Raw genomic sequence first — 13,817 nt, forward strand, 5'->3', positions numbered from 1 at the left:
CTGTCTTTTTTTTCGCCCAGCGCCGCGCAGCGGCACAGGAAAAAATAGTTTCACAGATAATTTGACAGATATGTCCCGCGTTCCCGTTATCCCTGCAGGCATGCCACCGGCACGCCGCCCAGCGACAGGAGAACAGCGATGACAAACAAGGTTTCAGGCAGGCTGCCATGCAGCGCCTGACCCCGGCCGAACGGCTGGTGGCGGCCATGGCGGCCGAAGGATTGCCGTATAAAAGCATCGCCAGGGAACTGGGCAAGTCGCCGGCCACCGTGCGCAACCAGCTGCATGCGATTTACCAGAAACTGGGCGTGGGTAACCGCACGGCGCTCGCGCACAAGCTCCGGGGTCATCCTTGACGCCGCGACAGGCGCAGCATTTCAGGCGTCGCTTCGACGATGTCGATCACGTCCTGCGTCCCGCCAGCATCGCCCAGCGCATAGCGGCCCATGCCCACGGGTACCAGCCGGGTCACGGGACCGGCGCGGGGGCGGTCATCGGGGCCGGGCGCCATGGACGTCAATGTCGCCTCCCCTTGCGCCGTGGCGCCGGCGGGCGCGCCGAACTCGAGCACCTTGCGCCCCTTGCGGCTGGGAGGAAAGACGAACGTGGCCGTGGGCCGGTACACCTCGATACCGTCTGCATCCTCCTCGAAGGAATGCGTCCAGCTGCCGCTGGGCAGTGCCGTTGTCATGCCGTGCATGCCGCCTCCCGTGTCAACCATGGATGTCAGAAACACGATACCACGCCGCCCAGGCTTTCATAGCCGCTCACGGAAGGCGACCAGGCCGTGCCGTTCCACGCCTTGTGGAACAGGGCGCCATTCGTACCCGTGACAAACACGTCGAGGCGGTTCGGCGCCCATGCCGTGGCGCGCGGACGCGAGGTGCATATGCCGCCCAGGCTTTCAAAGCCCGTCACGGATGGCGACCAGGCGGATCCATTCCACGCCTTGTGATACAGGGCGCTGTCCGTGCCGATGACGAACAGGTCGAGCCGGTTGGCACCCCACGATACGGCTTCCACTTCGCCCACGCATATACCGCCCAGGCGCTCGAAGCCGTCGATGGACGGCCCCCATTTCGCGCCATCCCACCACTTGTGGTACAGAGCGCCATCGGTGCCCGTGACGAAGACGTCGAAGCGGTTCGGTCCCCACGCCACGGCCTTCGGCGCCGAGGTGCATATGCCGCCTAGGCGTTCATAGCCCGTCAGCGACGGTCCCCAGGCCGTGCCGTTCCACCACTTGTGGTACAGGGCCCGGTCCGTGCCGACAACGAAGACATCGAGGCGGTTCGGCCCCCAGGCCACGGCTTCCGGCTGGCCCAGGCAAATGCCGCCCATGGCTTCGTAACCCGTCAAGGACGGCCCCCAGGCGGCTCCGTTCCACCACTTGTGATACAGGCCGCGGTCCGTGCCGACGACAAACACGTCGAGGCGGTTCGGTCCCCAGGCCACGGCGCGCGGGTCGCCCACGCACAAGCCGCCCATCGCTTCATAGCCGGTCAGCGACGGTCCCCAGGCCGTGCCATTCCACCACTTGTGGAACAAGCCGCTGTCGGTGCCCGTGACGAACACGTCGAGCCGGTTCGGCCCCCACGACACCACCTGCGGGGCACTGGTGCAAATGCCGCCCTGCCCTTCATAGCCGGTGACGGACGGCGCCCAGGCCGTGCCATTCCAGGCCTTGTGGTAGAGCGCGCGGTCCGTGCCCAGCACGAACACATCGAGGCGGGTCGCGCCCCAGGCCACGACGGGAGACGAGCTCTGGCGCGGCGTGGCGCCTGCGCCTGTGCCGCCCGTGCCGATGCTGGCGCGCGGGCCATCGAGACAGGCCTGCATGCGCGCCACCTGTCCCGCCGTGAACATGAACATGGCGGGATCGTCGACGTAATCCATATAGTTCATGAACATGTCGCCATTCGGCCCGTTGTTGCAGGACACCTGCGGAAACGAGGGCTGGCCCGTGTTCGGCCCGCCCTGGTTGGGCGTGTCGGCCACGTTGTCCGTGCCCGAACACCCGGTGCCGTCGTCGCCCCAGATATGGTTCAGATTCAGCCAATGGCCGATTTCATGCGTGGCCGTGCGCCCCAGGTGGAACGGCGGCGCCGCCGTGCCGTTCGTGCCAAAGGCCGATTGCAGGATCACCACGCCGTCGGTGGCGGCCGGGCCGCCGGGAAACTGCGCGTAGCCCAGCAAGCCGCCGCCAAGCTGGCACACCCATATATTCAGGTAGCTGTCGGCCGGCCAGGCATCCATGCCGCCCGTCGCCTGCGACTTGACGGCATCGTCCGCGCCAAACGAGGCCGCCGTCGTCTGGCGCCGCTCGATGCCGCTGGTGGCCGCGCCATGCGGATCGGTCGTGGCCAGCGCGAACTCCAGGCGCGCATCGGCCGTCAGGGGCAGGAATGGCGCCGGCGTGCTGTTGACATCCGGGTTGACGCGCCGGAAGTCACGATTGAGCACATCGATCTGGCTGGCGATCTGCGCATCCGAAATATTCTGTGCGGCCGTATTCCACACCACGTGCACCACCACCGGTATCTGCGTCACGCCGGAACGTGCGGCAATGCTGCCGTCGCCCTCGTAGAGCCCGGCCAGGTTTTCGATATCGGCGCGCACGTTCGCATACGATGGATCTTCGCTCAGCAGGCGGCGATGCACGTCCATCGTGGCGCAGGTGCGCTTCTGCGGTGTACCGCCGCCCTGTCCACCGTCGCTGCCCCCCATGCCACCGCCACCGCCACCATCGCCACCCATGCCACCGCCAGCCCCAAGCTGCATGCAGCTGGTGGCCGCCATGCCCTGCGGTGCCTGCTGCATGCCGCCGCCCGGCATGGCGCCGGCATCCGCGGCGGCCGTACCCTGGGTAAGCGCAGCCTGGTCGGCATACGACATGCCCAGGCGCGGCCCAGCCATGGCGTCGCCGTCCGCCGAATCGTCGCCAGCCTGCATGTCGCCTTCGACCGGCATGGACTGCATGGCGGACACGGCAGGCGCGCCTTCCGCCGAACCGGTAGCGGGTGTTTTTTTCGTTTTAGCGGTGCTCATGATGTCTCCCTTCGTCTGTTTGCCAATTCACTATGGCACGGCGAAAAGAGGAGCATTTGTGCCAGATCAAGACTGGCAAGCGGTGCAAAAGAAAAGTGGCAGACGAAAAAAAGACAGCCGAAGCTGTCTTTTGGGCTTGCAGGCCGTGGCCCGCAAACAGGGGATTACTTGGCGGCGGCGGCCTTGACTTCAGCGTCGGCCTTGGCCTTGGCTTCTTCCGTCTTGGTGGCGGCGATGGCTTTATCGGCGTTCGCTTCCACTTTTTCCTTGGCGACCTTGGCATCCGCTTTCACGGAGGTTTTGCCTGCTTTCGCATCGGCCTTGGCGGCGGCCTTGTCAGCCTTGGCTTGCGCCTTCATCTTGTCTTCCGGATCGGCATCGGCCACTTTGTCGTGGGCCTTGGCCTTGGTTTTGTTCGCCTTGTGCTGGGCGTCGGCTTTCTTTTCGTCAGCCTTCATTTCAGCCTTGGCGACATTGGCGTCAGCCTTCGCATCGACTTTGGCTTCCTTGTTGGCAGCCTTGTTGATGTCGTGCTGCGCAGACGCCTGGGCGCTGGCAACGGCTGGGGTGACTGGCGACGTTTGCGCGATGGCAGCGGTGGCAAACAGGGTAGCGATCAGGGCGGCGAGTAATTTGTTCATGATGAGACCTTTCAATATGGTTTAATTTTATTCTTACTAAAGGCGGGCAAAATGTTCAAAATTTGCCAGGCATCGCGCTGTTTCTTGATGTAGCGCAATGGCATGACTTCATAGTAAAGATAACTGGCAAACCACACAGTGCGTTAGCGCACTCAACGGAAAATATGTGCAATTCGGCAAATTTCCCATCGAGCGCGGCTGTACGCTTCAGGACCTCATGCCCGCACAGCCAGCGCCGCGTGGCGCGCCGCCACCCACTCCTCGTTGGCCGGCTCCACGCCCACCACGATGCGGCTGGCATCGATGGAAATACGGCTGGCGTTGCGCGCATTGGCATCCGCATCGAGCACGGGGCCAATAAAGCCCAGCTCGGCGCAGATGCGCTGGCGCAGCTCGGCGCTGTGTTCGCCGATACCTGCCGTAAACACCAGCATGTCCAGTCCGCCCAGCACGGCCGTCAGGGCGCCGATCTCGCGCACGATACGGCGGATATACAAGGCCAGCGCGGCGCGGATACGCTCGCCCGTGGCATCCTGCCGGTCCTGCTGCGCCAGCAAGACCGGCGGGTCGGCCGACACGCCCGACACGCCCAGCAAGCCCGACTCGTGGTACAGCACATGCGCCACTTTTTCCAGCGACAGCTTTTCGATCTCCATCAGATAGATGACGGCGCCCGGATCGAGCGAACCGCAGCGCGTGCCCATCATCAAGCCGTCGAGCGCGGAAAAGCCCATGGTGGTGGCCACGCTGTGCAAATTATCCATGGCGCACAGGCTGGCGCCGCTGCCCAGGTGGGCCACGATGACCTTGCCGCGCGCGACGGCACCGAAGCGCTGCTCCAGCACCAGCGACTGGTATTCATACGACAGGCCGTGGAAGCCGTAGCGGCGCAAGCCCCGCTCCCACGCATCGTAAGGCAGGGCCAGCATCTGCTCGACCTGCGGCACCGTGTGGTGGAAGGCCGTGTCGAAGCAGGCCACCTGGGCGATATCGGGCCGCGATTCGAGCAGCACCTCGATCGCCTCCAGCGCGAACGGCTGGTGCAGGGGCGCCAGCGGCACATAACTTTTCAGGTCGGCCAGCACTTTGAAATCGATGCGCACGGGGGCGAAATACTTGCTGCCGCCGTGCACCACGCGATGCGCCACGGCGCGCAGCTCACGCCCGGCCAGCTGCGCCACCACTTGCGCGCGGATGTATTCGAGGGCCGCGTGATGCGGCTGCTCTGCATCGAGCTGCAAGGCGATTGCCGGCAGTCCGCCGGCGCGGTACGTGGCGTTTTCGCGACCGATGCCTTCTACCTTGCCGCTCCATTGCGCCTGCTGCGGCAGCACGCCGCCCGCTTGCTCGAACAGGGCGAACTTGATGCTCGACGAGCCGCAATTGAGCACCAGGATCAGGGTGCCGTCGGCATGTTGGAGTGCTGCGTTCATGGCGGCGTGCTCCGGTAATGGTTGGCCAGCATCACGGCGATGGCGCACGAGGCGATGCGGCTGGCGCGCGAATCGGCGCGGCTGGTCAGGATGACGGGGACTTTCGCGCCCAGCACGATGCCGGCGCTGTCCGCGTCGCCCATGTATTCGAGCTGCTTGGCCAGCATGTTGCCGCTTTCCAGGTCGGGCACCAGCAAGATGTCGGCGCGGCCCGCCACCTCGGAGACGATGCCCTTGACGGTGGCGGCGGCGATCGAGACGGCATTGTCGAAGGCCAGCGGGCCGTCGAGGATCGCTCCCGTGATCTGGCCACGGTCGGCCATCTTGCACAGGGCGGCCGCGTCCAGGGTGGCCGGCATGTCCGCATTCACCGTTTCCACGGCGGCCAGGATGGCCACGCGCGGGCAGGCCACGCCGATCACGTGCGCCAGGTCGATGGCGTTGCGCACGATGTCGGCCTTCATGGCCAGGTTCGGCGCGATATTGATGGCCGCGTCCGTGATGATGAAGGGACGCGGATACGCGGGCGTCTGCATCAGGAAGCAGTGGCTGATGCGGCGCTTGGTGCGCAGGCCGGCGCTGGCCGACAGCACGGCCGACATCAGCTCATCCGTGTGCAGGCTGCCCTTCATCAGCGCCTCGACTTCCCCTTTCCCCGCCAGTTCGGCGCCGCGCGCGGCGGCCGCATGGCTATGTTCGACGTCTTCGATGGCGATGCCTTCCAGGCTCAGGCCCGCCTCCAGCGCCACCGCCTCCAGGCGCGCGCGCGGCGCCACCAGCACGGGCGTGATCAAGCCTGCCGCGTAGGCGTCAAGCGCGCCCGACAGGCTCAGTTCATCGCAAGGGTGGATCACGGCCACTCTGATCGGACCCAGGGTGCGCGCGTGTTCCAGCAGGCGCCGCGTGCCGTCGCCGTTATGCAGGCGCACTTCGGGCAAGGTGGCGCGCGTCCTTTCGATCTGCTCGGCGGGCGCGATCACCTGCGCCTCACCATCGAGCACCACGGCGCCGTGCTGGTTGACGCAGCGGCAAGCCAGGGTCACGTGGCGGTTGCGCGGCTCGCGCGCCGTGACGGTGACGCTGATGGCCAGGGTATCGCCCACGCGCACGGGCTGCAAAAAGCGCAGGGTCTGGCCCGTGTAGACGGTGCCGGCGCCGGGCAGCCGCGTGCCCAGCACGGCGGAAATGAGGGCCGCGCCCCACATGCCGTGCGCGATCACGCCCTGGTAGCGGGTCGCGGCGGCAAATTCGGTGTCGAGGTGCTGCGGGTTGTCATCGCCCGACATCACCGCGAACAGGGCGATATCGTCCATGCTCAGGGTGCGCGTGATGCTGGCAGTGTCGCCGATGGCGATCTGGTCGAAGGTGCGGTTACGCACGATATGCAAATCATCGTCTTGGGTAGTGGTCATCGTGGTCTTCTATACAGGGGTAATGTGTTTGGCCGGCTTGGCTTTTGGCCCGGCAGGGGATGCGCCCGCGTCCGACGGCAAGGCCTTCGCTTGCACCTTGACCGCGCGGTCGAAGACGTCCAGCATCTGCTGCAGGCTCGCCTCCTCGTCCGGCGTCGGCGCTTCGGGCACTTGCAGCACTTGCTGCAGCCACTCGGCCAGCGCGCCGATGTCGTCCGGGTCGGCGCGCGACAGCAAGGCAGGCAAGGCCGCGATGGCCGCATCGAAATCATGCAGCATCAAGCGCGCCTGCTGGCGCACGATACCGCGGAATTCCTCCATGCCGACATCCTGCCGGTATTGCGGCTTGATCAATTTCAGGGCCAGGTTGACCCTGCGCTCGTCGGCGATCATGCGGAAGCGGTAGATGTAGAACAGCGCGCGCACGGCCGCTTCCACCAGGCCGCCCCGCTGCATGTCCTCGTCCATCTTGCGCGTTTCGCAGCGCACGTATTCGCAATGCTCGGGCGAAATGCCGGGATGGGGGCGCGGCGGCGCCGTATCGCCGATGGCTTGTCCCGTCAGCGCCTGCACCAGCGGCGAGCCGTACACCAGGTCGAAGGTGGTTTCCTGCAGCGTATCGCGCCAGTCGCGCCAGCCTTTCAAGCCGGCCGTGATGGCGCCGGAGATGGCTTCCTGCATGGCCAGCAGCGGGTTGTCGGGCGATACCGGCTGGCGGTGGGCGCGCACTTTTTCCGCCTCCTTGGCCACCAGCCTGGCCAGCGGATTATGGTCCGTCCAGCGCTCGTACGACACGCGCAGCGGATGTGCGAGCTGCAGGAAGCGCGCCGTCTGCGGCGTGACCATGGCGCGCACCCACGGTTGCGCAAACGTGCGATACAGGGCCAGGTTCACTTCGGACACGCGCGCGGCGGCGGCGAATTTGCGGTCGTTTTCCACGCTTGGCTGCACGATGGCGCGCACGTCGTCGATGCCGCGGTGTTCGACCTGCAGCACATAGTCGCCGCTGGCCAGGTCCGCGTTCGGCGTATCGGGCGTCTTGTCGACGATCCTCGCTTCGTAGATGCCGGCTGGCAGCAGGTTGATCAGGTCGATATTGCTGGCGAATTTCTGGTGTTCCTTGTGCCCCACCTTGGCCGAGACGAAGATACCCAGGTGGCCAATGCTGTCATGCACGGCATACACGATGGTCTGGTCGTGCATCAGCACATCCTTGTCGTCGCGGTACAAGTCCGTGATCCAGCCCAGCGCCTGCGGCGGCGGCGTGATGTTGTCGCCGTTCGAGCAGAACACGACGATGGGCGAACGGATATTGCGCAAGTCCAGGCGCACGCCGTCGGAGGTAATCAATTCCGCCGTGGCCAGGCGGTTGCCGATGAACAGATTGTCGACGATGTACTGCATCTCGACGTCGTTGAGGAAGACATGGCCGCCCCAGTATTTTTCAAATTCCAGGTAGCGAGGCGCTTCCGTGTCGATGTTCGCATACAGGTTGTACTGCTTGCTCCACAGGGTATTGGCCGGGTTGAGCTTTTCGAAATTCTGCACCAGGCTGGCGCCGTCGAAGCGGCCGTTGCCCAGGTCGCCCGCCAGCGCCGTGGCCCAGCTTCCGCCCATCAGCCCACCCGCGTAGCGCATCGGGTTGCGGCCATGCCAGCCGGCCCAGTAGGACACGGGTGCGCCGGCCACGATGATGGGGCCGAACAATTCCGGGCGCATCGCCGCCGTCATGAGGATTTGCCAGCCCGCCTGGCAATTGCCGATGACGACGGGCTTGCCTTCGCTGAGCGGATGCAGGGCGATGACTTTTTCCAGGAAGGCCGCCTCGGCGTGCATCACGTCTTCCACCGTCTGTCCCGGCACGGGATCGGGCAGGAAGCCGATGAAGTAGCACGGGTGGCCGGCGCGCAGGGCCACGCCGATCTCGCTCTCGGCCTTGAAGCCGCCGATGCCGGGACCGTGCCCGGCGCGCGGATCGACGACGACGAATGGCCGCTTCGATGGATCGGGTTCCGGCGCATCGGGCGTCAAGATGCGCGCCAGGCCGTAGTTGACGGGACGCGCCAGTTCCAGGCCCGACATCACCAGTTCGGCGGGGAAGTCCAGCACGTTCGGCACTTCCTCGGCCATGTGCTCCTGGTACTGGTTGCCGCGCCGGCGCATCACGTCCGCATACAGCACGATGCGCTGCCACGAGTCGCGCGCATAGTCGCCCAGCACGCCCAGCGACGGCAAGCCGCCGGTGGAGAAAAATGGTGCAGCTTCGATCTTCATGGCTATCCTTTTCATGCAAAAAACGCCGGACCATTCCGGCGCGGGGGCTACGCCATCTGGCTGATGGTCTTGCGAAAGCGCGCCAGCGCGAAGGTAAACAGGGCCGTGCCGATGGCCAGCAAGGCCAGGAACGGTTTCCACACCACGTCGATGCCGGCACCCCGGTACAGAATCGCCTGGCTCAACTCGACGAAATGCGTGGTCGGGGCGATCAGCATGATGTTCTGCACCAGTTCGGGCATGCTTTCGCGCGGCGTGCTGCCGCCCGACAGCATCTGCAGCGGCAGCAGCACGAGGATCAGGAGCATGCCGAACTGCGGCATGCTGCGCGCCACGGTGGCGAGGAAGATGCCCATCGAGGTGGTGGCAAACAGGTGCAGGGCCGCGCCGCACAGGAACAGCGCGATGGAACCCTCGATGGGCACGTGCAGCATGCCGCGCACCACCAGGTTCAGCGACAGGGCGGCGGCCAGCAGCACCACGAGGCCCATCGACCAGACCTTGCCCAGCATGATCTCGGCCGGCGTCACGGGCATCACCAGCAAATGCTCGATGGTGCCATGTTCGCGCTCGCGGATCAGGGCCGCCCCCGTGAGAATAATCGACAGCATCGTCACCTGGTTGATGAGCTCCATCAGCGAGCCAAACCAGGCCTGGCTCAGCGACGGATTGAAACGCGCGCGCATCACCAGCTCCACGGGCGAGACGGTCGCGCCCCGATAGCGCTTGGCGAATTCGGATATTTCACCGGCGACGATCTGCTGGATGTAGCCGCTGCCGCTGAAAGCCTGGCTCATGCGCGTGGCGTCGACGTTCAGCTGCAATTCCGCCTGGCGCCCGCCCAGCACGTCCGCCTGCAGCTTGGGCGGTATCGTCAGCACGAAGGTGTACTGGCCCGCGTCCAGGCCCGCATCGACCTGGCTCTGGTTGATCATGGCTGGCGGCGTGAACTGCGGCGGGAAGAAGGCCGAGGCGATGCGCCCGGACAGGGGCGAGCCATCCTCGTCGACGATGGCGATCGACGCCATGTGCAGGGTTTCCGGCTTGGCCGTGGCGGCCACGTAGATCGCCAAGGTAAAGGTATAGAGGATCAGGATCAGCATCATCGGGTCGCGGATCAGGCTCCAGATTTCCTTCACGCCCAGGCGGTAGATATTTTCAAGATGCCGCATATCAGCTCTCCTGTTTCTTCAGCAGCGCCACCGTCAAGCCGAGGATCACGGGAATGGCGACGATCAGGGGCCAGAACGAGGCATGCAGATCGCCAAAGCCCAGCGCCTTGTTGAACACGCCCCGGCTGATATTGAGCATGTGCGTGGCCGGGTACATCAGGCCGATGGCCTTGCCCACGCCTTCCATCGACGAGACGGGATTGAGCAGGCCGGAAAACTGGATGGCCGGGATCATGGTGCCGATCATGGTCACGAACAGGGCCGCGATCTGGCTGCGCGTAAACGTCGAGGCGAACAGGCCGATGCCGGTGGCGCAGATATTGAAGATGAAGGTGGCGCCGATCAGGGTTGGCAAGCTGCCCTTGATCGGCACGCCAAAGGCGGTGACGGCCAGCAGCGCCATGAGGACGAAGTTGAACATGGCCAGCACGACGTACGGCACTTGCTTGCCGAGCAAGAATTCCAGGCGCGTCACGGGCGTCACGTACAGGTTGATGATGGAGCCCAGTTCCTTTTCGCGCACCACGGACAGCGCCGCCAGCATGGCCGGCAACATCAGCAGCAGCAGGGGAATCACGGCCGGCACCATGGCCGGCAGGCTTTTCACGTCCGGGTTGTAGCGGTAGCGCGTCTGGATGGCGACGGGGTTGTTCATGGTGATGCCATAGCGGTGCAAGGCCTGGTCGGCCAGCCACAACTGGTGCATGCCCTGCACGTAGCCCTGCACGGTTTCGGCGCGCATCGGCATGGCGCCGTCGATCCACGCGCCCACCTGTGCCGGTGCGCCGCGCTGCACGTCGCGCGCGAAGCCGGGCGGAATCTCGATGGCCAGCAACAACTCTCCGCTGCGCATGCGTTTGTCGATATCGGCATAGTCGCGCAGAGGCGGACGTTCGACGAAGTAGCGCGAACCGGCCAGGTTGTTCGTGTAATTCTGGCTCAGGGTGGTCTGGTCGTGGTCAAGCACCGCATAACTGAGATCTTCGACATCCAGGCTGATGCCGAATCCGATGACGAACAGCAGCAACACGGAGCCGCCCAGCGCCAGGGTCAGGCGCACGGGGTCGCGTCGCAGTTCCAGTGTCTCGCGCCACATGTAGCTGAGCATGCGGCTCAGGCTGAAACGGCTGCGCCGGTGTTCCTGCTGTGGTGCGGCCACTTCAGCCTTCTGCGCGGGCACCGCGCTTTCCTGCTCCGCCGGTGCCGTGCCTCCGCCCGCCTCTTCCAGGTAAGCGATGAAAGCCGCTTCCAGCGACGGCGCGCCCTTCTTGCGCACAAGTTCGGCCGGCGCATCGCTGACCAGCACTTTACCGGCATGCATCAGCGAGATGCGGTCGCAGCGCTCGGCCTCGTTCATGAAGTGGGTGGAAATGAAAATGGTGACGCGGTCGCGCCGCGCCAGCTCGATCATCAGGCGCCAGAAATTGTCGCGCGCAATCGGATCGACGCCGGACGTCGGTTCGTCGAGGATCAGCATTTCCGGCTTGTGCACCATGGCCACGGCCAGCGACAGGCGCTGGCGTATGCCCAGCGGCAGGCTGTCGGGCAAGTCGTCCATCACCGCGCGCAAGTCGAAGCGCTGCGCCATTTCGTCGATGCGCGCCCCTATTTCGCCGTCGGGCACGTGGAACAGGCGCGCATGCAGCACCAGGTTCTGGCGCACCGTCAGCTCGCTGTACAGAGAGAAGGCCTGCGACATGTAGCCGACCCTGCGGCGCGTGTCGATATCGCTGGAGTCGACCTCCTTGCCGAACAGCCAGGCCTTGCCTTCGGTGGCCGGCAGCAGGCCCGTGAGCATCTTCATGGTGGTCGACTTGCCGCAGCCGTTCGAGCCGAGAAAACCAAAGATCTCGCCGCGGCCGATGCGGAAATTCACATGGTCGACAGCCGTAAAATCGCCAAAGCGCATGGTCAGGTCTTGCGCCTCGATGGCGACGTCCTGCGCGCTGGCAGCGTCCAGAGGCGTGATGACCACGGGCTGGTGGCCCGCGCGCTTGGCTTCCGGCAGCAGTTTGATGAAGGCCGCTTCCAGGTTGCTGCTGTCCGTGCGCGCCAGCAGTTCGGCCGGCGTGCCCGTGTCGAGCACCTTGCCGTCGTCCATGGCGACGAGCCAATCGAAGCGCTGCGCCTCGTCCATGTAGGCGGTGGCCACCATCACGCTCATTTGCGGGCGCTGCACCCGGATGCCGGCGATCAAGTCCCAGAACTGGGCCCGCGCCAGTGGATCGACGCCGGTGGTGGGCTCATCGAGAATGAGCAGGTCGGGATCGTGGATCAGCGCACAGCACAGGCCCAGCTTCTGCTTCATGCCGCCCGACAGCTTGCCCGCCGGGCGCGCCAGGAAGGGCTGCAAGCCCGTGCTGCGGGTCAGCTGGTCGATGCGGCGGCGGCGTTCGGCCGCGTCGTGGCCGAACAGGCGCGCGAAAAACTGCAGGTTTTCCTCAACCGACAGGGTCGGATACAGATTCTTGCCCAGGCCTTGCGGCATGTAGGCGATACGCGGGCAGACATCGTCGCGGTGGCGCGCATCGCGCATGTCGCCGCCCAGCGCCATGACGCTGCCTTCCTGTACCGCGCGCGCGCCGGCCACCAGCGACAGCAGGCTCGATTTGCCCACGCCATCGGGCCCGATCAGGCCAACCATGCAGCCGGCCGGCACATCGAGGTCGATGCCGTCGAGCGCCACCGTCTTGCCGTAATGCTGGCTGACGCCCCGGATGCTGACGACGAAATTGTTCACGCCCATGGTCACTGCGGGATCTTCGCCGTCAGTTCAGCGGGCCATGCCTGCTTCGCATCGAGACGCACCCAGGCCACGCCGGGCAGGCCCACTTTCACCAGCGCCAGGTGCTTTTGCAGCAGCTCGCGGCTGATCTGCGCCTTCACGCGGAACATCAGTTTCTGGCGCTCGCTGGCCGTTTCCACCGTCTTCGGCGTGAACTGCGCGCTGGCGGCGACAAACGAGATCGTCGCCGGAATCACGTAGTTGGGCGCCGCGTCGAGGATGATGCGCACTTCGCCGCCCATCGCCACCTTGCCGGCCGCCGTCTCGGGCAGGAAGAAGGTCATGTAGACGTCCGACAGGTCGACCAGGTTGAGCACCTTGCCGCCACCGGCCAGCACTTCGCCCTGCTGCGCCACCAGGTATTGCACGCGGCCGTCGCGCGGCGCCGTCAGCTGGCCATCGGCCAGGTCGGAATCGATGCGCGCCGTGGTCGCCTCGGCGGCGACGACGGCGGAGCGCGAGCCGACCACCTGCGCCCGGGCCGCGTCGATGGCCGCCTGCGCCGCCGTCACCTGCGCCTTGGCCGCATTCAGGGCGGCGGCCACGCTGCGCACGCGGGCACGGTCGTCGTCAAGTTCCTGCACCGAGGAGGCGCCCTCTTTCGACAGGGTTTCGGAACGGGCCAGACGGCGGCGCGCCGCATCGAGTTCGCTTTCGCGCTGCGCCACGATGGCCAGCGCGGCGGCCTTGTCGCTCTCGCGCACGGCCACTTGCGCCTGCGCGCCGACCACGGCGTCGGACGCCTGCTGCTGGCGCGCGCGCGCCTCGTCGCGCTGGGCCGTCAGCGAATCGACCTGCATGGTGGCCAGCGGCTGGCCCGCCTTGACGAAGTCGCCCTCGCGCACGAGGATCTCCTTGACCCTTCCCGCCAGCTTGGTGGCGACGTCGATTTCCGTCGCTTCGATGCGGCCATTGCCGCTGACAAAGCCTTCGCCAGGGCCCGTGGGACGCATTTTTTGCCAGGCCACATAGCCCAGCACGAGAACGGCCACGACCAGCGCCGCGGGGATGAGTTTTTTCTTCAGTTGTGGAGTCATGGTATCGGGGCGATC

General features: G+C 65.6%; 10 protein-coding genes. 1 reads left to right on the forward strand and 9 read right to left on the reverse strand.

Going from position 1 to position 13,817, the window contains the following annotated elements:
- Window positions 1–167: 167 nt before the first annotated feature.
- On the forward strand, window positions 168–356 hold the full coding sequence (locus O3297_RS17885) for a helix-turn-helix transcriptional regulator (protein WP_034780317.1): 189 nt from the start codon (window positions 168–170) through the stop codon (window positions 354–356).
- Here the strand turns inward: O3297_RS17885 and O3297_RS17890 are convergent.
- The 9 genes from O3297_RS17890 to O3297_RS17930 all read right to left on the reverse strand — a co-directional run bounded on the left by O3297_RS17890 (window position 347) and on the right by O3297_RS17930 (window position 13,802).
- Entirely contained in the window at window positions 347–700 is a 354-nt protein-coding gene (locus O3297_RS17890) for a hypothetical protein (RefSeq protein ID WP_139144131.1), read from the reverse strand. The genes O3297_RS17885 and O3297_RS17890 overlap by 10 nt on opposite strands.
- A 26-nt stretch (window positions 701–726) precedes the next feature.
- The gene (locus O3297_RS17895; RefSeq protein ID WP_305049332.1) at window positions 727–3,048 is read right to left on the reverse strand and encodes a M43 family zinc metalloprotease; all 2,322 of its coding nucleotides are present in this window, start codon (window positions 3,046–3,048) and stop codon (window positions 727–729) included.
- Between the two features lie 164 nt (window positions 3,049–3,212).
- Complete coding sequence (locus O3297_RS17900; RefSeq protein ID WP_034780321.1) at window positions 3,213–3,689, reverse strand: hypothetical protein; 477 nt, start codon at window positions 3,687–3,689, stop codon at window positions 3,213–3,215.
- A 215-nt stretch (window positions 3,690–3,904) separates the two neighbouring features.
- Window positions 3,905–5,122: an acetate/propionate family kinase gene (locus tag O3297_RS17905; RefSeq protein ID WP_305049333.1), complete on the reverse strand. Its 1,218-nt coding sequence runs from the start codon at window positions 5,120–5,122 to the stop codon at window positions 3,905–3,907.
- Window positions 5,119–6,534 (reverse strand): bifunctional enoyl-CoA hydratase/phosphate acetyltransferase, encoded by a 1,416-nt coding sequence (locus O3297_RS17910; protein WP_092607701.1) that lies wholly within the window; start codon window positions 6,532–6,534, stop codon window positions 5,119–5,121. Before O3297_RS17910 ends, O3297_RS17905 begins: the two co-directional genes overlap by 4 nt.
- A gap of 9 nt (window positions 6,535–6,543) precedes the next feature.
- A complete protein-coding gene (locus O3297_RS17915; protein WP_305049334.1) occupies window positions 6,544–8,808 on the reverse strand; it encodes a DUF3141 domain-containing protein in 2,265 nt (754 codons plus the stop codon).
- 47 nt (window positions 8,809–8,855) lie between these two features.
- On the reverse strand, window positions 8,856–9,980 hold the full coding sequence (locus O3297_RS17920; protein WP_034746452.1) for an ABC transporter permease: 1,125 nt from the start codon (window positions 9,978–9,980) through the stop codon (window positions 8,856–8,858).
- 1 nt (window position 9,981) lies between these two features.
- A complete protein-coding gene (rbbA, locus tag O3297_RS17925) occupies window positions 9,982–12,726 on the reverse strand; it encodes a ribosome-associated ATPase/putative transporter RbbA (RefSeq protein ID WP_305049335.1) in 2,745 nt (914 codons plus the stop codon).
- A 2-nt stretch (window positions 12,727–12,728) separates the two neighbouring features.
- Complete coding sequence (locus O3297_RS17930) at window positions 12,729–13,802, reverse strand: HlyD family secretion protein (RefSeq protein ID WP_305049336.1); 1,074 nt, start codon at window positions 13,800–13,802, stop codon at window positions 12,729–12,731.
- Window positions 13,803–13,817 lie beyond the last annotated feature (15 nt).

It is taken from the genome of Janthinobacterium sp. SUN128, assembly GCF_030587275.1.
GTDB lineage: Bacteria > Pseudomonadota > Gammaproteobacteria > Burkholderiales > Burkholderiaceae_D > Janthinobacterium > Janthinobacterium lividum.